General features: G+C 60.1%; 16 protein-coding genes and 3 tRNA genes. 15 read left to right on the forward strand and 4 right to left on the reverse strand.

Translation table 11 applies throughout. From position 1 onward, the window contains the following. Positions 1 to 128: 128 nt before the first annotated feature. Together K3767_RS04300 and K3767_RS04305 are read left to right on the forward strand one after the other, a co-directional pair. Positions 129 to 1,649, forward strand: a complete 1,521-nt coding sequence (locus K3767_RS04300) for a GGDEF domain-containing protein (RefSeq protein ID WP_221172312.1) — start codon at positions 129 to 131, stop codon at positions 1,647 to 1,649. A 98-nt stretch (positions 1,650 to 1,747) separates the two neighbouring features. Further along, positions 1,748 to 3,313: a methyl-accepting chemotaxis protein gene (locus tag K3767_RS04305; protein WP_221172313.1), complete on the forward strand. Its 1,566-nt coding sequence runs from the start codon at positions 1,748 to 1,750 to the stop codon at positions 3,311 to 3,313. Between the two features lie 28 nt (positions 3,314 to 3,341). On the opposite strand, the gene K3767_RS04310 is transcribed toward K3767_RS04305, so the two are convergent. From K3767_RS04310 to K3767_RS04320, 3 genes are all read right to left on the reverse strand, one after another. Then, positions 3,342 to 3,414 (reverse strand) — tRNA-Thr (locus K3767_RS04310). Between the two features lie 13 nt (positions 3,415 to 3,427). Next, positions 3,428 to 3,520: transfer RNA gene (locus K3767_RS04315), tRNA-Ser, on the reverse strand. A 46-nt stretch (positions 3,521 to 3,566) separates the two neighbouring features. Further along, positions 3,567 to 3,655: transfer RNA gene (locus K3767_RS04320), tRNA-Ser, on the reverse strand. A 146-nt stretch (positions 3,656 to 3,801) separates the two neighbouring features. Between K3767_RS04320 and K3767_RS04325 the strand changes: the two genes are divergently transcribed. Continuing rightward, a complete protein-coding gene (locus K3767_RS04325; RefSeq protein ID WP_221172314.1) occupies positions 3,802 to 4,278 on the forward strand; it encodes a tetratricopeptide repeat protein in 477 nt (158 codons plus the stop codon). Here K3767_RS04325 and K3767_RS04330 read toward each other — a convergent pair. Continuing rightward, positions 4,275 to 5,345, reverse strand: a complete 1,071-nt coding sequence (locus K3767_RS04330) for a branched-chain amino acid aminotransferase (RefSeq protein WP_221172315.1) — start codon at positions 5,343 to 5,345, stop codon at positions 4,275 to 4,277. The two genes, K3767_RS04325 and K3767_RS04330, sit on opposite strands and share 4 nt — an antisense overlap. Positions 5,346 to 5,410: 65 nt before the next feature. Between K3767_RS04330 and ftsY the strand changes: the two genes are divergently transcribed. From ftsY to K3767_RS04390, 12 genes are all read left to right on the forward strand, one after another. After that, positions 5,411 to 6,436, forward strand: a complete 1,026-nt coding sequence (gene ftsY / locus K3767_RS04335) for a signal recognition particle-docking protein FtsY (RefSeq protein ID WP_221172316.1) — start codon at positions 5,411 to 5,413, stop codon at positions 6,434 to 6,436. Beyond that, positions 6,433 to 7,071, forward strand: a complete 639-nt coding sequence (locus K3767_RS04340) for a nucleoside monophosphate kinase (RefSeq protein ID WP_221172317.1) — start codon at positions 6,433 to 6,435, stop codon at positions 7,069 to 7,071. The genes ftsY and K3767_RS04340 overlap by 4 nt, the downstream gene beginning before the upstream one ends. Before the next feature lie 27 nt (positions 7,072 to 7,098). Further along, complete coding sequence (locus K3767_RS04345) at positions 7,099 to 11,262, forward strand: acyl-CoA dehydratase activase (protein WP_221172318.1); 4,164 nt, start codon at positions 7,099 to 7,101, stop codon at positions 11,260 to 11,262. Between the two features lie 128 nt (positions 11,263 to 11,390). Then, positions 11,391 to 11,630, forward strand: a complete 240-nt coding sequence (locus tag K3767_RS04350; protein ID WP_221172319.1) for an AtpZ/AtpI family protein — start codon at positions 11,391 to 11,393, stop codon at positions 11,628 to 11,630. Further along, on the forward strand, positions 11,627 to 12,058 hold the full coding sequence (locus tag K3767_RS04355) for an ATP synthase subunit I (protein ID WP_221172320.1): 432 nt from the start codon (positions 11,627 to 11,629) through the stop codon (positions 12,056 to 12,058). The genes K3767_RS04350 and K3767_RS04355 overlap by 4 nt, the downstream gene beginning before the upstream one ends. Next, entirely contained in the window at positions 12,051 to 12,830 is a 780-nt protein-coding gene (gene atpB, locus K3767_RS04360) for a F0F1 ATP synthase subunit A (RefSeq protein ID WP_221172321.1), read from the forward strand. Before K3767_RS04355 ends, atpB begins: the two co-directional genes overlap by 8 nt. A gap of 80 nt (positions 12,831 to 12,910) precedes the next feature. Then, the gene (gene atpE / locus K3767_RS04365) at positions 12,911 to 13,270 is read left to right on the forward strand and encodes an ATP synthase F0 subunit C (protein ID WP_221172322.1); all 360 of its coding nucleotides are present in this window, start codon (positions 12,911 to 12,913) and stop codon (positions 13,268 to 13,270) included. 81 nt (positions 13,271 to 13,351) lie between these two features. Beyond that, a complete protein-coding gene (locus K3767_RS04370; RefSeq protein ID WP_221172323.1) occupies positions 13,352 to 14,875 on the forward strand; it encodes a YifB family Mg chelatase-like AAA ATPase in 1,524 nt (507 codons plus the stop codon). A gap of 14 nt (positions 14,876 to 14,889) precedes the next feature. Then, positions 14,890 to 15,471 (forward strand): CDP-alcohol phosphatidyltransferase family protein, encoded by a 582-nt coding sequence (locus tag K3767_RS04375; RefSeq protein WP_221172324.1) that lies wholly within the window; start codon positions 14,890 to 14,892, stop codon positions 15,469 to 15,471. Beyond that, the gene (gene rsmI, locus K3767_RS04380) at positions 15,446 to 16,345 is read left to right on the forward strand and encodes a 16S rRNA (cytidine(1402)-2'-O)-methyltransferase (protein ID WP_221172325.1); all 900 of its coding nucleotides are present in this window, start codon (positions 15,446 to 15,448) and stop codon (positions 16,343 to 16,345) included. Before K3767_RS04375 ends, rsmI begins: the two co-directional genes overlap by 26 nt. Then, positions 16,305 to 17,315: a radical SAM protein gene (locus K3767_RS04385; protein WP_221172326.1), complete on the forward strand. Its 1,011-nt coding sequence runs from the start codon at positions 16,305 to 16,307 to the stop codon at positions 17,313 to 17,315. Before rsmI ends, K3767_RS04385 begins: the two co-directional genes overlap by 41 nt. Beyond that, positions 17,272 to 17,610 (forward strand): hypothetical protein, encoded by a 339-nt coding sequence (locus K3767_RS04390; protein WP_221172327.1) that lies wholly within the window; start codon positions 17,272 to 17,274, stop codon positions 17,608 to 17,610. The genes K3767_RS04385 and K3767_RS04390 overlap by 44 nt, the downstream gene beginning before the upstream one ends. Positions 17,611 to 17,612: the final 2 nt, after the last annotated feature.

Below are 17,612 nucleotides of genomic sequence, written 5' to 3' on the forward strand. Positions count from 1 at the left end.
AATAAAAAAAGAAATTAGGGGTCTTGACTTCCTTGATGAAAAGTATTGGAAGATGTATTTGGTAAATCCTGTGTCAGAATACACGGGAAGAACTTTAACCCAAATTTGAAATCTTGCAGGGGGGTCCCATGAATTTCAAGAAGGTGGAAGAGTTGCTTGACAAACGACGGATTAATCTTCCCTCTCCCCCGGCGCTAGCCATAAGACTGCTCGAGTCTGTACGGGAGGAGGATTACAAGAGGCTGGCCGAGACTATCCGTCTGGATCCGGCCCTGGCGGCACGGGTACTGGGCCTGGCCAACTCTCAACTTTACCGTACCGGGGCCACGGAGATTACTTCCATAGAAACGGCCCTCTCTCTTTTGGGCACGGATGTGATCAAGAATATGGCTCTCTCCTTTGCGGTGGCCCACAGTTTCCCCCGTAAGGGACGATCTTATGGATTTGATCTGGAGAGATTCTGGAAGAGGGCGGTAACCAATGCGGTCTCCGCCCGGCTCCTGGCTCAGAGAATCTCTCTCGAGGATGATCACCTTTTCACCGCAGGGCTTTTAATGGATCTGGGGGTTTTGCTTCTCCATCTGATCTTGGAGGAGGAATATGCCCGCGTGTTCGACGAAAAAGAGGTGAGCGAAAAGCCCCTGTGGGAGGTGGAGCAGGCACTTTTGGGATTTACCCATGCCGAAGCCGGAGCTTACCTCTTTCGGAGATGGCACCTTCCCGAACACATCATTCAGGATGTCTGTTTTCATCACAGATGGGAGGAGGCCCCGGAGGAATTTCGGGAACATGCCCGTTTGCTTTCTATGGCTGCTCTTCTGGGAGGTATTTATTTTAGTGAAAAGAAAACGGTGAAGTATAACCGTGCCCTAAGGGAAATACCCAAATTTCTGGGGATTTCCGGAGAGGACACGGAAGCCCTCATTGACCAGGTGGCCCGGGAGTGCCAGGAAATCTTCTCCTTTTTTGATCTGCCGGTTGAAAACATTCCCCCTTATTCTGAGCTGGTGGAGGAGGCCCATCAGGAACTGGAAAGACTGAGCCTCAACTGCGCGCTCATCCTGCGGCAACTCAAGGAGGAGAAGGCCCGGGCCGAGGAGCTGGCTCACAGACTCAGGGAGGCCAACGAGCGTCTGCGGCTGCTGAGTATTCTGGACGGTCTTACCGAACTCTACAATCACCGTTACTTTCAGGAACGCCTCAGGGAGGAGTTTGAGCGGGCCCGACGCTACCGGCGTTCTATTTCGCTTATTATGCTGGATATCGATCACTTCAAAAAGATAAATGATACCTACGGGCATCTTGCCGGCGATTTTATTCTGCGGGGACTTTCGCGTCTCATCCGCGAGAACATTCGTAAAAGTGACATACCGGCCCGATACGGAGGGGAGGAGTTTGCCATTATTCTTCCGGAGACCGATCTCAGGGGGGCCAGTGTGCTGGGTGAGAGATTGCGCGAAAAGGTGGCTCAGGAACCCTTTTATTTTGAGGAACACGCCATACGGGTGACCATAAGTGTGGGGGTGGCCAGTTGTTTTCCATCCATGAACGGCACCGATCCGAGAAAGCTTCTGGAAACCGCCGACAAGGCCCTTTATTATTCGAAAACTCACGGACGCAATCGGCTTACCGCGGTGATCGTCCACTGAGCGTTCGTAGCACCGTTTAATCTTGGTTGACACTCAAGTCCCCTTTACTCTATTCTTGCTCTATTCTTGAAGCCATCACGGAGTGGAGGGTTGAACCTATGCATCGCCTTGGACTGGTGTGGCGAATGGGACTGGTTTTTACCATCATTGTCATTTTCAATTTGTCGGGCCTTATAGCCCTCTTCTGGGCCAAAAAGGAATATCGAGAGGTCCAGAGGAGAGTGAATGAGAAGGTGGAAGACATCCAGCGCCTCCAGGATCTAAAGTACCAGTTCACCCGCTGGAAAGTAAACATTCTTTCGGGCATGTTCAATCTGGCCGAGTTCCGATTCTCCACCACCCCTCTGGAAAAGGATCTGAAGGGATTTGTCCCTCACACGCAAGAGGAAAGAACATTTTTAAAGAAGATTCGAGATCGTTTTAGCAGAGTCAGGACCATATCTTCTCGTGTGCTGGATATGCTCTCCCGGGCCGACGAGTGGGAGGACGAGGACGAGCTGCGGGACGCCCTTCTCGATCTCTACAACGAGGAACTGAGCCCCCTCACCAAGGACACCTACAGGTTGCTGGATCAGGGTCTGGAGGCGGCGAAAACCGATCTTCTGGCCTATCAACGCCTTGCGGAGGAGAAGTTGCGCCTGGTCTCCCTTCTTCAGGCGATAAGCGTGGGGCTTTCGGTGTTGCTCCTGATACTTTTCGGGGTTTACTTTCATCGGAAACTTAAGGGAGGTTTTACCGTTCTCGACACCGTGCTCTCCCGCATGGCGCAGGGGGACTTTTCGCAGCAGGTGGAGGTGAAAGGGCACGACGAGATCGCCGAAATGCTCACCAAGATCAACCGGACCATAGCGGAACTGCGTCCGGTGGTGGAGAAGATCCGGGGCATATCCGGGGAGCTCGAGGGCGAGGCCCGGGAGATGAAGGCCGCGGCCGAGGAAGGGATGGAGATAAACGAGCGTACCCGTCTGCGGGCCGAGGCCATGGAGCGGGGGGCCAAGGACATTCTGGGCAACACCGAGGCCGAAGCCCAGGCGGTAAACGAGATCTCCTCGGCCATTCAAGAGATCAGCCAGAACACCGCCAAGGCCAGTCAGGTCACGGGCGAGGCCGTGGAGAAGGCCCGGCTGGCCCAGGAGGTCATTCACAAGGTGGGGCAGGTCTCCCGGGAGATCGAGTCGGTGATCCAGCTCATCACCGGGGTGGCCGAGCAGACGAAGTTTCTGGCCCTCAACGCCACCATCGAGGCGGCCCGGGCCGGGGAGGCCGGAAAGGGATTCGCCGTGGTGGCCAACGAGGTGAAGGAACTGGCCCGGCAGACCGCCGAGGCCACCGGGGACATCACCCGGAGGATCCGGGCCATGCAGGCCGAGGCCTCCCAGGCCGTGCAGGCCACGGACGAGATCGTGAACATCATCGAGGAGCTGAACCAGATCGCCTCCACCATCGCCGCGGCGGTGGAGGAGCAGTCCGCGGTGATCTCTCAGATTGCCGAAAAGCTCGAGGCCACCCGGGGCAACGCCGAGGAGCTTTCCTCGGAGGCCCGGGAGGCCTACGAGGCGGCGGTGCAGGCCGTGGAAAGCGCCCGCAGGAACCTGGAGCAAGCCCGGGGCCTCTCCCGACTGGCTCAGGAACTGGCCTCCCTGGCCGGACAGTTCCGGGTCTGAAGGGACTGCCTTTCCGGCTCCCCCTGAAAGCCGGCGGTGGGACTTGAACCCACAACCCTCGGATTACAAATCCGATGCTCTGCCGATTGAGCTACGCCGGCGGGAGAACCTGAATGGCGGAGGGGGTGGGATTCGAACCCACGGTGCCCCTTTTGGGGGCACACTCGCTTAGCAGGCGAGCGCCTTCGACCACTCGGCCACCCCTCCAGGTTCCTTCCAGTTTAGCCAGACTTTTTCCCTCGATCAAGCCCAGCGGAGGGGGAGGGATTCGAACCCCCGGAGGGCGCTGAGGCCCTCAGCGGCTTTCAAGGCCGCCCCCTTCGACCACTCGGGCACCCCTCCTCCAATCGAATTTTACTCAAGAACCATTCCTTCTCAACCTCTCAAGACCCCGGACTTAACCGGAAATTTTGGCTGCTTTTGGGGAAAGCTTGTAAGGGGGGAGATTTGACGGTAACTTTTTTCCAAACTTCGTTCGGGAGGCGGCCATGGGTCCGCAGGAACTCTTTGAGGAAGGGGCTTTTCTCCTGATGAAGCAGCGCTTCGAGGAGGCCATAGAGTATCTTTCCCGGGCCATCGAGGCCGATCCCGGGATGGTCAAGGCCTATCATGCGCGGGCTGCGGCCTATCTCAAGCTCGAGCGTCTTGACGAGGCGGAGGCCGACCTTCGCAAGGCCCTCTCCCTGGAACCGGAAAACCCCCGTCTCTACTTTCGCCTGGGGCAAATCTTCTATCGCCGGAGTCAGCTCACCGAAAACGAGGCGGACAAAAAGGCTCTTCTGGAAAAGGCCCTGGAGCAGTTCAACCGGGCCATCGACATAGAACCTCTTTACGCCGCGGCTTTTATGGCCCGCAGCCAGGTTTATCGCGACATGGGGGAGGAGGAGCTGGCTGACTTCGATCTGGACAAGGCCGCGGCGGTGCAGCGGGAGACCGCCAAGGCTCGAAAGATCATCGACTTTTAGTCCAGGATCACCGTCCAGTCGAAGGGGTCCTCCTTCTCCCCGTACTGGATGGCGGTCAGCTCGTCGAAGAGCCTGCGGGCCAGGGGCCCGGTTTCACCATTGTTTATCAGGTATTCCCGCCCCCGATAACTCAGGGCCCCCACGGGGGAGATCACCGCGGCGGTGCCGGTGCCGAAACACTCCCGCAGGCGGCCACTCTCTATCCCCTCGATGACCTCCTCGATGCTCACCCGTCTTTCCGAGACCGGAAGCCCCCAGTGGCGGGCCAGGCGAAGAACCGAATCGCGGGTGATTCCCGGGAGAATGCTTCCGGAAAGGGCCGGGGTGACCAGCTCGTCCTTGAAATAGAAGAAGATGTTCATGGTGCCCACTTCCTCCACATAGCGCCGCTCCACGGCGTCGAGCCACAGGACCTGGGTGTAGCCCTTTTTTCTGGCCAGCTCCGCGGCCTTGAGACTGGCCGCGTAATTGCCTCCGGCCTTTACCTCCCCCGTGCCTCCCGGAGCGGCCCGGACGAACTCGTCGGTAACATAAATCTTCACCGGGTTGAAGCCCTCCTGGTAGTAAGCGCTCACCGGGGAAAGAATGACCAGGAAGAGGTAGGAATGGCTGGGTTTCACCCCCAGGGAGGGTTCGGTCCCGAACATGAAGGGGCGAATGTAAAGCGCGGCGCCCTTTTCCCGGGGGATCCAGGCCCGATCGATAAGGACCAGCCTCTTGATGGCCGAAAGAACGAACTCCTCGTCCACCCGGGGCATGCAGAGGCGCTCGGCCCCCCGATTGAGCCGCCGCATGTTCTCCCGGGGTCGAAAAAGGCGGATGCGCCCGTCCACCCCGTAATAGGCCTTGAGCCCCTCGAAGATGGTCTGGGCGTAATGCAGAACGATGGCCGCGGGATCCAGTTCTATGGAGTGATAGGGCTCAATGCGGGCCGAATGCCAGCCCTTTTCACAGTCGTATTCCATCACGAACATGTGCTCGGTAAAGAGCCTCCCGAAGACCAGGTTCTTAAGCTCCGGTACCGGCCGTCGCCGATCCTCCGGAAGAACGCGAAGTTCTATTTCCATTTTTCTTGCTCCGTTTAAAAATTGAATATAAAGTATTGGTCCAACCTTTAACCCAAGGCGGAAAAATGCTCAAGTGGTTTCGCCGCAAAAGAAAGGAAGGCCCTCCGGAGGAACCTCCCGCCGAACGGGAGAAGGCCCCGGTCTCTCGTGAGGAAGCCCCGGAAAGGTCCCCCGAGGCGGAGAAGGGGCTCTGGCAGAAATTCCGTCGGGGGCTCGCGAAGACCAGGGATCGCCTTAAGGACACCCTGGGGGATCTTTTCGAGGTGGATCGGCTGGTGGATCAGGCCTTTATGGAGGAGCTCGAGGAGATCCTCGTCACCGCCGACATCGGAATAGAGACCGTCGATCGCCTGCTCGAGCCCTCCCGCCGGAAGCTTCTTCTGGGTGAACCCCTCAAGACGGGGGAGCTCAAGCGCAGTCTTCGGGAAGAGATGTTGAACATGCTCTCGCTGGAGTCCCCGCCCTTTCCTCCGGAGGAGAACCCGGCGGTGATCTTTTTTATCGGGGTAAACGGTGTGGGCAAGACCACCACGCTGGCCAAGGTGGCCTGGCACCTTAAGAACCGTGGATTTTCGGTCCTCGCGGTGGCGGCGGATACCTTTCGGGCTGCGGCCATAGAACAGCTCGAATCCTGGGGGGAGCGGGTGGGATTCGAGGTAATCAAACAGGCTCCGGGGGCCGATCCCGGAGCGGTGGTCTATCAGGGGCTTGAGGCGGCCCGGGCCCGGAAAACCGATGTCGTCCTGGTGGACACGGCCGGTCGTCTTCACACCAAGTACAACCTCATGGAGGAACTCAAAAAGATGGTCCGGGTGGCGGGCAAGGTCATTCCCGGGGCCCCGCACGAAAACATCCTGGTGCTCGACGCCACCACCGGACAGAACGCCGTAAGCCAGGCCAAACTCTTCGGGGAGGCCGTAAGGCTCCACTCCATGATCATTACCAAGATGGACGGAACGGCCAAGGGAGGGATTGCCGTAACCGTGGCCCACCTCTTCAAACTGCCCATCCGTTTCGTGGGACTGGGCGAAAAGATGGAGGATCTGGCCCCCTTCGAACCCAAAGCCTTCGTGGACGCGCTGCTGCCATGAAGGCGCTCCACCTCCTCGGCCCCACGGGATCGGGAAAGACCCCCCTCGGAGAAGTTCTGGAGGCCCGGGGACTCTACGGGGTGCGGGTGATTCACTTCGACTTCGGGGCGGAGCTCCGGAGGATCGCCGGGGGACTCCCCGCGGAGGGAATAACTCCCCGGGAGGTTTCCTTCATAAAGAGGGTGCTTGAGGAAGGGCTTCTTCTCGAAAACGAACACTTCTACCTCGCCGAAAAGATCCTCCGGGGGGTTCTCTCCCGAAAAGGGGCCTCCGAGGGGGACCTCCTTCTGCTGAACGGTCTTCCCCGCCACGAGGGACAGGCCCGGGATGTGCTTCGTCTGGTGGACCTGCGTCTGGCCGTGGAACTCTCCGTGGAAGAGGAGGTCCTCCTGGAGCGACTTCGTCGGGATCCCGCCGGGGACCGGCGACACCGCACGGACGACACCGCGGTCCTGGTGCAGAAGAAACTGCACTGGTATCGGGAAAGGACCCTTCCCCTCAGGGAGCTCTACCGGAAGAAGGGAATTCCCCTCATCTCTCTTTCGGTGGAGGCCGGGGATACCGGGGAAACGCTCCGCCGGAAACTCCTTCGAGCCTTGCCGGAAACGCAATTTAAAACTATTTTTGGTTTTTAAGGGATCTTTCCGCGCAAAGGGGGTCTTATGGGGCGTCTTTATGTGGGGCTTGATGTGGGTTCCGGAACGGCCAAGGTGGTGGTTCTCGACGAGGCCAGGAACCTGCTCCACAGGGTATATCGCAAGACTCACGGCCAGCCGGTGGAGACCGCCGAGCGGCTCCTTTCCGAGGTGGAGGAGCGTTTCGGTTCCGCCCTTTCCGGTATAACCTGCACCGGAACCGCGGGCAAGTTTATTGCCCGTATTCTCGGCGTCGCCTTCGTCAACGAGGTGATCGCCCATGCCCGGGCCGTGGAACACTTCCATCCCGAGGCCCGGACCATCATTGACATCGGAGGCGAGGACTCGAAGCTCATCTTCATCAAACACGAGGGAGGCAAATTTCGCATTGCCGACTTCGCCCTGAACACCCTGTGTGCCGCGGGGACCGGGGCTTTTCTGGAACAGCAGGCCGCGCGCCTCGGATATTCCATCGAGGAATTCAGTCGGCTGGCCCTTAAGGCGGAAAACATTCCCCGCATCGCGGGCCGCTGCACGGTCTTCGCCAAGTCGGACATGATCCACCTCCAGCAGGCGGCGGTGCCGGATCACGAAATCATCGCCGGACTGTGCTTCGCCATCATCCGCAACCTCAAGAGCAATCTCGCCAAGGGGCGCAGGGTGGAGCCTCCCGTGGTCTTCCAGGGCGGGGTGGCGGCCAACCTGGGGGTGCGGCGGGCCATAAAGGAGGTCTTCGGTCTCTCGGACGAGGAACTCATCATCCCGGAACATCACGGCATCATGGGGGCCATAGGGGCCGCCCTTTACGGTCTGGACGGAAAGGCCACCTCCCCCTACCGGGGGGCGGAGTTGCTCCGGGCCTATCTCCGGGAGAGGCGTCCCTCGCCGGAGCGTTTCCCGAAGCTCTCTCCCATGCGTTCGGTTTACCTTTCCCCGAAGGCGGCCCCCGTCGGGGTGCGGAGGATCTATCTCGGGATCGATGTGGGTTCGGTGAGCACCAAGTTGGTGGCCGTAAGCGAAGAGGGGGCCCTGGTGGCCAAGGTTTACATGCTCCATCACGGCAAACCCCTTGAAAGCGTAAAGGAAGGACTGGCCCGCCTGGCGGAAAAACTCCCCCCCGAGGTGGAGGTCCTGGGGGTGGGCACCACCGGCTCGGGGCGCTATCTCGTGGGAGACTTCGTGGGAGCGGATGTGATCCGCAACGAGATCACCGCCCAGGCCACCGGAGCCCTGGCCCTGGATCCCGAGGTGGACACCATCTTCGAGATCGGCGGTCAGGACTCCAAGTACATTCGTCTGGAAAAGGGCACCGTGGTGGACTTCACCATGAACAAGGCCTGCGCCGCCGGCACCGGTTCCTTCCTGGAGGAGCAGGCCGTGCGGCTGGGGGTCCCCATCGAACGGTTCGGAGAGTTCGCCTTAAAGAGCGAGGCCCCCCTCCGGATGGGCGAGCGCTGCACGGTGTTCATGCAGTCGGACCTCCTTCACTACCAGCAGCAGGGACTTCCCAAGGAGGACCTCATCGCCGGGCTCTGTTACGCCATCGTTTACAACTATCTGAACAAGGTGGTGGAGGATCGCCGGATCGGCAGGAGGATCTTCTTCCAGGGGGCCACGGCCTTCAACCGGGGTATCGTGGCGGCCTTCGAGAAGGTCCTGGGGCGCCCCATTACCGTCCCTCCCCATCACGAGGTCACCGGAGCCATAGGAGCGGCGTTGCTGGCCCGCAACGAGCGCACCTGGGAAAAGAGTCGCTTCAAGGGGTTTGACCTCACCCGGGTGCGTTACGAGATCTCCACCTTCGAGTGTCGGGCCTGTCCCAACCGGTGCGAAATCCACAGGGTATCCGTGGAGGGACACCCCCCCTATTACTACGGGGGACGCTGCGAGCGTTACGAGGTCGAACACCGGAAACCCCCGGCCCACCTCCCCAATCCGGTTCTGGAGCGGGAACGCAGGTTGCTTTCCTATGTAAAGGAGGACGGAAACTTCCCCCGCGGAGAAATCGGGATCCCTCGCCTCTTATTCTTCTGGGAAAGACTTCCCTTTTTCGCCACCCTGTTTCAGGAGCTGGGGTTTCGGGTGGTGCTTTCCTCTCCCACCAGCAAGGAGGTCATCCGGGAGGGTTGCGAGATAGTGGCCGCGGAGACCTGCTTTCCGGTAAAGCTCGCTCACGGACATGTTCTGGACCTTCTGAAGCGCGGAATAAAACGGATTTTCGTGCCCCAGATCACCGATCTTCCCTCGGATCATCCCCGGCTTGGCAGCGGGAAGATATGTCCCTATGTGCAGGGCTTTCCCTGGGCCATGCACGCGTCCATTTCCTTCAGGGACTTCGGGGCCGAGGCCATCTCCCCGGTCTTTCACTTCGGCACCGGGGGGGCGCTTCTGCGGGAGGAGTTTCGGGAACTGGCCCGGAAACTCGAGGTCTCCTGGAGGGAAATGAAGCGGGCCCTTGAGGCGGCCTTTGCCGCCCAGGAGGACTTTCAGCGCTGGTGCCGGGAGCGTGGGCGGGAGATCCTGGAGGGTCTTTCCGGAGACGAGGTGGCTCTGGTAATCGTGGGGCGTCCCTACAACGCCTTCGATCCCGGGGCCAATCTGGCCATTCACAACAAGATCCGGAGTCTGGGGGTGGTGGGGCTTCCGGTGGACATGTTGCCCCTTGACGAGATCAAGGATCTCGACGGCCTCGAGGGCATGTACTGGCGCTACGGTCAGAGGATCCTCCTTGCGGCCCATTACTGCCGGGAACACCCCCGGCTCTTTCCGCTCTTTATCACCAACTTTTCCTGCGGGCCGGATTCCTTCATCGAGCACTTCTTTGAGGAACTGCTGGCGGGCAAACCCTATCTCCAGATCGAAATCGACGAACACAGTGCCGACGCCGGGGTGGTCACCCGGATAGAGGCCTTTCTGGACAGCATAAGGGGGAAGAGCGCCCGTTATCCCAGGCCGCAGAAGCCGCCCCGGCCCAGGGTTCGGCCCGGAGACGGAAGAATTCTTTACATCCCCTACATGGCGGATCACGCCCGGGTGCTGGCGGCGGCCTTCAGGGCCTGCGGGGTACACGCCGAGGTGCTTCCCGAGCCCGACGAGGAGGTTCTTCTTCTGGGAAGACGCTACACCAGCGGAAAGGAATGCTATCCCACGGTGCTCACCACCGGCGACATGCTCAAACTCCTAAATCAACCGGGGATAGATCCCCGGCGGGTAGCTTTCTTCATGCCCTCCGGGGCCGGCCCCTGTCGTTTCGGCCAGTACAACCGTCTTCACCGCAAGATCCTGGACGAGCTGGGCTATCAGGATGTTCCCATCTACTCTCCCACCCAGGATGTGAAGCTCTACGAGGACCTGGGTATGATCGGAGGCGACTTCACCCGGCTCACCTGGAAAGGGCTCATCTGCATGGATCTTCTGGACAAGCTCCTGCGCGAGACCCGTCCCTACGAGGAAAATCCCGGTGAGACCGAGAAGGTCTATTGGGAATGCGTGGCCCGTCTGGAGCGGGCCGTGGAGAGACGAGAGGATCTCCTTGCGGTCATGGGGGAGATACGGGATCGGTTTGCCGCCATCCCCACCCGGGGCCGGGGGGAAAAGCCCGTGGTGGGCATAGTGGGGGAAATATATGTGCGTTCCAATCGGTTCGCCAACGAGAACATCGTGAAGGTTCTGGAGGGTCTGGGGGCCGAGGTGTGGCTGCCCACCATTGCGGAGTGGTTTTATTACATCAACTACACCTCCAAGCGCTGGGCCAAGCGTTTCCGGCTCTACAGGAATCTCCTAAAACTCGTCATAGAGAATCGGGTGCAACTTCAGGACGAACATCGGTTCGTGGAGATCGTGAGGGATCTCCTGCGCACCGCCGAGGAACCCACGGTGGAGGAACTGCTGTCCCTGGCCCGCAGGTACATGAACGACGAATTCGAGGGCGAGGCCATCCTTTCGGTGGGAAAGTCCCTGGACTATCTCCGGCACGGGGTAAACGGCATCGTGAATGTGATCCCCTTCACCTGCATGCCCGGCACGGTGGCGGGGATGCTCCTCAAACGGGTGCGGGAGGACCGGGGTTATGTTCCGGTTCTTACGGTGCCGTGCGACGGGCAGCGCTCCATGGGCACCCGCATGCGGATCGAGGCCTTTATGTATCAGGTGCGCGAGCACTTTGAGGGACGGGGATCTCGAGAAGTCTGAGGGAAGGCAAAAGAGAAATTCGGGGCCTGCGGGGCTAAAAAGCGGACCTCTTTTCCGATTTTTTTGCGGAACGCCGTTTATTTCCGGTTGACTTAAAGGGGCTTTCCTGCTAAGCGTAAGGGGCGTGAATGGGAAAAGGGACCTGGGAGTATTTCTGGGAGCTGGTGGGCGAGGCCTTCAGCGTGGGTCTCGCCATGGTGGGCTCGGTGCTGGCCGGGGCGGTGTTCGGGTGGCTGCTAGACGAAAAGGTCTTTCACGGTCGCACCTCTCCCTGGTTCACCGTGATAGGAATAGGTCTGGGGGCGGCAGGGGGCATTAAAAATGTGTTTTACTTTCAGCGTCGCATGAACCGGGAGAAGGAAAGGTGAACTTCGCGCAGGCCCCGGAAAAGGTATTGCGGGAATTCGAGGTGCGCAATGTGGTACTGGGGGTGTCCATGGCCGCGGCGGTGGCGGTTTTCACCCGGGATCCCGGGGCCACGGGGAGCGTGCTCGCCGGGCTCTTTCTGAGTCTCCTTCTCTTCCAGTACCTCAAGAAGGACGGCCGATGGATTGCCTCGCAGGCCATGGCCGGAGTTCCCCACGGAAAGATAGTGCGCGGTTTCCTGATCAAGTATTACCTGCGACTCCTGGTGGTGGGTTTTCTTATGGGGTTTGCGTTTTACTTCCGGATACTTCATCCCCTTTATCTCACCCTCGGGCTTTCGGTGGTGGTCATTCAGGGCTTCCTGGTGGTGGCCGAAGCCCTTTTTAACCGAATTTTTCCAATAGCCCGCAAGGAGGTCGTCCATGACTGAGCCGCTTTATCTGTTGTGTCTTCTTCTTCAAAAACTGGGACTTCCCTCCGGAGAGCACTTCTATGTCCATGCGCATCCGGAGGGCAGTCTCTTTGCGGATCTTTTCCGCCTGAAGCTGGAATATCTGGTGGCGCCGCACATGGTTTACGGGTATCTCACGCTGGCCATCATCCTGGTGCTCACCTTTCTAGGGGCTCGACGGGGGGAGTTCATTCCCAGCGGTCTTCAGAACTTCTGGGAGTTCGTGATGGAGACCCTCTACAACTTCACGCGGGAAAACCTGCCCGATCCCAAGCACCTCAAGCGGGATGTGTTTCCTCTGGTCTTTCCCCTTATCGTTTACTTTGCCCTCTTTATCGGCATTTCCAACTTTATGGGGCTCATTCCGGGGTTTGCCTGTCCCACGGCCAACATCAATGTGACCCTGGGGCTTACCCTCATTACCATCGTTTACTATCACATTCTGGGAATCTGGTTTCACGGACCGGGGTACATCAAACACTTTCTCGGGCCCATCAAGTGGCTGGCTCCGCTCATGTTCTTCATCGAGGTCTTCAGTCATCTGGGGCGGATTATTTCCCTGTCGGTACGACTCTTTGCCAACATGTATTCCAAGGAGCTTCTGGTGGGAATTCTTCTCTTTCTGGCCGGGAAGTATCTGGCGCCGCTGCCCATTCTCCTTCTGGGTGTAATTGTGGCCTTCGTGCAGATGCTGATCTTTATTGCGCTTTCGCTGGCCTACTTTGCGGGTGCGGTGGAGGAGGCCCATTAAAGGAGGCGAAGGGTGCGGGGGAGGACCTCGCATTCGGTGGAGATACGAAAATCTAAAATCTCAAAAGAAGGAGGGAGGAGATGCGGAAGGTTTTGGGATTGATGGCCATGTTCGTGCTGATGGGAGCCGGTCTTGCCTTCGCGGCGGAGGGTGGAGCGGCCACCCAGCTGGGTTTCGGGTTCCTGGGAGCCGTGGTGCTGGGGGCCTGTCTGGGAGTGGGTATCGCGGCCAGTGGCTGCGGAGTGGGCATGGGTCACGCCACCCGGGGTGCCTGTGAGGGTATCGCCCGGAATCCGGAGCTGGCCGGAAAGCTCACCGTGACCATGATTCTGGGTCTGGCCTTCATCGAGGCGCTGACCCTTTACGCTCTGGTGCTGGGCTTCTACCTGATCTTCGCGAAGCTCGGAAGCTTCATGGCGCTGGCCGGGCTCGGCGGCTAGAGAGAACTTACTTTCCCGATCATCCGGGCCGTGGGGGGACAAGACTTCCACGGCCCTTTTTCTTTTGTTATAACCTTTCCCATGCCCCGTCGGGTATTCACCGCCACGGTGGTGGGAATCGAGGCCTTTCCCGTGGAGGTGGAGGTGGATCTCGCCTTCGGCCTTCCGGGGACCACCATCGTGGGGCTTCCGGACAGTGCCGTTCGGGAAAGCCGGGAACGCATCCGGGCGGCCCTGCGCAATTCCGGTTACGATTATCCGGACCGCAAGATCACCATTAACCTGGCTCCGGCGGATGTGCGCAAGGAGGGGGCGGGGTTCGATCTGCCCATGGCCGTGGGATTGCTCGCCGCCACCGGAAGCCTGCCGGAGACCGCGGTGGAAGGACGAATCTTCCTGGGGGAACTGGCCCTTGACGGTCGTCTCAAGCCGGTTCGGGGCGTGCTTCCCGTGGCCCTTCTCGCCCGCCGGAAGGGGTTCTCCGAGCTGGTGGTGCCCCGGGAAAACGGTCCGGAGGCGGCCCTGGTGCCGGGGGTGCGGGTGCTGGCCTTTGCTCATCTCAGCGAACTGGTGGAGTTTTTTCACGGCCGCTTCGAGCCGGAACCGGTGACCCCCCCCTCCTTCTCCTCGGGATCCCTCGCGGAGGTGGATCTCGCGGACATTATCGGGCAGGAGGCGGCCCGGCGGGCGCTTGAGGTGGCCGCAGCCGGAGGTCACAACCTCCTGATGATCGGTCCTCCCGGAGCGGGAAAGACCATGCTTGCCCGGCGACTTCCCACCATCCTTCCGGAAATGAGTTTCGAGGAGGCCCTGGAGACCACCCGTATTTACAGCGTGGCCGGACTGCTTTCCCCGGAACGGCCTTTCATCACCGTCCGCCCCTTTCGCAGCCCGCACCACACCATTTCCGAGGTGGGTCTAATAGGAGGGGGAACCCAGCCCCGGCCCGGGGAAATTTCCCTGGCCCACAACGGGGTGCTCTTTCTGGACGAGCTCCCGGAATTCAATCGCCGGGCTCTCGAGGCCCTGCGCGAACCCCTCGAGGAAGGCCGGGTCACCATCACCCGCGCCACGGGGAGCCTCACCTTTCCGGCCCGGTTCATGCTGGTCTGCGCCATGAATCCCTGCCGGTGCGGATACTACGGAGACACCCGCCGGGCCTGCCGGTGTAGTCCCCAGGAAATCCGGCGCTATCGTTCTCGTCTCTCCGGTCCTCTTCTCGATCGGCTGGACATTCACCTGGAGGTTCCGGCGGTGGACTGGCGGGAACTTTCCGCGGACAGACGGGGAGAACCCTCCGAGGTGGTGCGGGAGCGGGTGCTTCAGGCCCGTCTCAGACAGGAAAGACGCTATGGAATCCCGGGAAAGCTCAACGCCCACCTTTCCGCCCGGGAGGTGCAGGAGTGGTGCCGGCCGGATGAGGCCGGACGCAGGCTCCTCGAGAAGGCCTGTGAAAGACTGGGGCTTTCGGCCCGGGCCTATCACCGCGTCCTCAAGCTGGCCCGAACCATTGCCGACCTCGAGGGCTCGGAGGTCATAAAAGCCTCGCACCTTTCGGAGGCCATCCAGTATCGAACCCTGGATCGTCCGCTCTACGGGTATTAGAATAGGGACTGGAGATGACCTTTACGGAAAGGATCAAGGCCAAGAGCGAGCCCTTTTTTCTCCCGATGGTTCGGGGGCTGGCCAGACTGCGCGTGCATCCCAATGTGGTCTCGGTGTGCGGATTTCTGGGGGTGGCCATGGCCGGGATGGCCATCGGGATGGGCAGAACCTTCCTGGGAGGAGTGTTGCTGGCCCTTTTCGGTCCGCTGGATGCGGTGGACGGTTTGCTCGCCCGCCGAACCAATCGGGCCTCCACCTTCGGGGCCTTTCTGGATTCCACTCTGGATCGCTACGCCGAAATCGCCCTCTTCCTGGGACTGACCTTTCACTTTCTGCGTCTGGGGTCCGTGGCCGGGGTGTTGCTTTCCCTTTTGACCCTGGGAGGGTCGCTTATGGTCAGTTACACCCGCGCCCGGGCCGAAGGCCTGGGGCTCTCCTGCAAGGTGGGGCTCTTCACCAGGTTCGAGCGACTTCTGGCTCTCACCCTGGGACTCCTTACCGGGTGGGTGTTGCCGGTGCTTGCCGCCCTGGCTTTGCTCACCCACCTCACCGCCTTTCAGCGCATCCTGCATGTCTACCGCGAAAGCCGCAAATAGGGGCACCCTTTTCGTGGTGGCCACCCCTATCGGGAACCTGCGGGACATATCCCTGCGGGCCCTCGAGGTCCTGCGGGAGGCCGATCTTCTCCTGTGCGAGGACACCCGCACCGCCCGCAAACTCCTTTCGCGGTACCGCATCAGAGGGAAGAAGCTTCTGAGTCTTTATCGGGAAAACGAGAGGAAACGCCTGCGGGAGGTCCTGGCCGCCCTGGGCAGAGGGGGGCGGGTGGTCCTGCTTTCCGAGGCCGGCACCCCGGGAATCTCCGATCCGGGGGCCCTGGTGGTGGCGAAGGTCAGGGAGGCGGGGTATCCGGTGGTGCCGGTGCCCGGTCCCTCGGCCCTCACGGCTCTTCTTTCGGTTTCGGGGTTCGACGCGGGAAAGGGTTTCGTCTTTCTCGGATTTCCCCCGGCACGAAGGGGGGAAAGGCTTAAATGGCTCGAGAGCGTGAAAGGTCTTCCTTTTCTTCTGGTCTTTTTCGTGCCACCTCATCGTCTGTGCACCTTTCTGGAGGACGCTCTTGCCGTACTGGGAAACCGGCGAGCCGTGCTGGGACGCGAACTGACCAAGGTGTTCGAGGAGATTCTGGCGCTGCACCTTGAGGAGCTCGTCCGGCTCTTTCGGAAACGGGAGGCCCGGGGGGAGTTCGTGCTCGTAGTTGAGGGAGCACTTTCGGGGACCGGAAGGGGTTCCGTGGAGGAAGCGGTGGAGGAGGTGCGGGCTCTGCGCCGGAAGGGGCGTTCCCTCCGGGAAGCCGTTAAGGAGGTGGCCTTCCGGCGCAATCTTTCGGCCAAAGAACTCTATCGCCGGGTGGTTGACGCGGAGGGCCGGGATGCACCTTCGGAAGGTAATTCGCCGGAGCCCGGTGCTTAAGGCCCCGGCCTTCGGGTGCCTCCGGGGGATACCCTCGGTGAACCTCACCCGGGGGTGTTTGCACGCCTGCGTTTACTGCTACGCCCGGGCCTTTCCGGAAACGCCGCGGGGTGAGGTGTGGCTCTACGGCAATCTCGCCGAAAGGCTGAGAACCGAGCTCCGGCGGCTTTCGGCCCGGGGGCGGCTCCCTCGCGCCGTGACCTTCTCCACGGCCTCGGACCTCTTCCAGCCCCACCCGGAAGTAAGGCGTCTTGCGGTGGAAATTCTCAAGCTCGTGCTTTCCGCCGGTCTCCGGGTCTCCTTCCTCACCAAAGGTTACATACCGGAGGAGACCTGGCCCCTCTTTGCAGATTTTTCCTCACAGATAAGACCGCGGGTGGGGCTGGTCTCGATCTCGCGAGACTACCACCGGCTTTTTGAACCCCGCACGGCCCCGCCCTCGGTTCGCCTCTCCCAGATCGAGCGACTTTCCGCCATGGGACTTGAGCCTTCCGTAAGAATTGACCCCGTGATCCCGGGCCTTACCGACCGGGAGGAGGCCCTTGAGGCCCTGTTTCGAAGGCTTTCTCTCGGGGGAGTGAAGGAGGTTTCGGTAAGTTATCTCGTTCTGCGCCCGGGGGTTATCCGGCAAATGGCCCGGGAACTCCCCGCCGGGATTTTCAGAGCCATCCTGAAGTGCTACGAAGGACAGCCCTGGCAGAAGGTCATCACCTCCGCCACCACCAAACTGGCCAAAAGGGAGATCCGCGAGAGGGGCTATGCTCTCTTTCGGGAGGTGGGTCGGGCTTACGGTCTCAGGGTAAGGATCTGCGGGTGCAAAAATCCGGATCTCCCCTTCGAGGACTGTGTACCCTGGGAAAGGGGGACTCCCGACGAAAATCTCTGGGATCTTCCTCTTTTTTCCCGAAAGATTTATAGTGTGAAGTATGCAGATAAATTTTCAGGATCCGGAATTTCGGAAACTGCTTGAGGAACTGGTCTCCCAGGCCGTGGCCCGTTTCGTGGCCGAAAACGAGCTGAAGGCCCGGGAGATCTCCCTGGTGAAAAGGCTCATCCGGGTGGAGGAGGAGCTCAAAGCCCTGCGGGAGATCATGTTCGAATATATGAAGATGACGGATAAGCGCTTCGAATTGATGGAAGAGGCCAATCGGAAACGCTTTGAAGCCATTGAGAAACGCCTCTCTTTTCTTCAGTGGTTTATGGGTTTCGGGTTTACCTTTATTGCCTCCCTTATCGGAATAGCCACCTACCTTCTGGCCTGTTGATC

The organism is Thermosulfurimonas sp. F29 (assembly GCF_019688735.1).
Classification (GTDB): Bacteria; Desulfobacterota; Thermodesulfobacteria; order Thermodesulfobacteriales; family Thermodesulfobacteriaceae; genus Thermosulfurimonas_A.

What these genes read in the sequence shown, in the direction of transcription:
- K3767_RS04385 (WP_221172326.1), top strand. Translation starts at nt 16,305, where the DNA reads ATGCACCTTCGGAAGGTAATTCGCCGGAGCCCGGTGCTTAAGGCCCCG.
- K3767_RS04375 (WP_221172324.1), top strand. Translation starts at nt 14,890, where the DNA reads ATGACCTTTACGGAAAGGATCAAGGCCAAGAGCGAGCCCTTTTTTCTC.
- K3767_RS04340 (WP_221172317.1), top strand. Translation starts at nt 6,433, where the DNA reads ATGAAGGCGCTCCACCTCCTCGGCCCCACGGGATCGGGAAAGACCCCC.
- K3767_RS04330 (WP_221172315.1), bottom strand. Translation starts at nt 5,345, where the DNA reads ATGGAAATAGAACTTCGCGTTCTTCCGGAGGATCGGCGACGGCCGGTA.
- K3767_RS04390 (WP_221172327.1), top strand. Translation starts at nt 17,272, where the DNA reads ATGCAGATAAATTTTCAGGATCCGGAATTTCGGAAACTGCTTGAGGAA.
- K3767_RS04345 (WP_221172318.1), top strand. Translation starts at nt 7,099, where the DNA reads ATGGGGCGTCTTTATGTGGGGCTTGATGTGGGTTCCGGAACGGCCAAG.
- K3767_RS04370 (WP_221172323.1), top strand. Translation starts at nt 13,352, where the DNA reads ATGCCCCGTCGGGTATTCACCGCCACGGTGGTGGGAATCGAGGCCTTT.
- rsmI (WP_221172325.1), top strand. Translation starts at nt 15,446, where the DNA reads ATGTCTACCGCGAAAGCCGCAAATAGGGGCACCCTTTTCGTGGTGGCC.
- ftsY (WP_221172316.1), top strand. Translation starts at nt 5,411, where the DNA reads ATGCTCAAGTGGTTTCGCCGCAAAAGAAAGGAAGGCCCTCCGGAGGAA.
- atpE (WP_221172322.1), top strand. Translation starts at nt 12,911, where the DNA reads ATGCGGAAGGTTTTGGGATTGATGGCCATGTTCGTGCTGATGGGAGCC.
- K3767_RS04300 (WP_221172312.1), top strand. Translation starts at nt 129, where the DNA reads ATGAATTTCAAGAAGGTGGAAGAGTTGCTTGACAAACGACGGATTAAT.
- atpB (WP_221172321.1), top strand. Translation starts at nt 12,051, where the DNA reads ATGACTGAGCCGCTTTATCTGTTGTGTCTTCTTCTTCAAAAACTGGGA.
- K3767_RS04305 (WP_221172313.1), top strand. Translation starts at nt 1,748, where the DNA reads ATGCATCGCCTTGGACTGGTGTGGCGAATGGGACTGGTTTTTACCATC.
- K3767_RS04325 (WP_221172314.1), top strand. Translation starts at nt 3,802, where the DNA reads ATGGGTCCGCAGGAACTCTTTGAGGAAGGGGCTTTTCTCCTGATGAAG.
- K3767_RS04350 (WP_221172319.1), top strand. Translation starts at nt 11,391, where the DNA reads ATGGGAAAAGGGACCTGGGAGTATTTCTGGGAGCTGGTGGGCGAGGCC.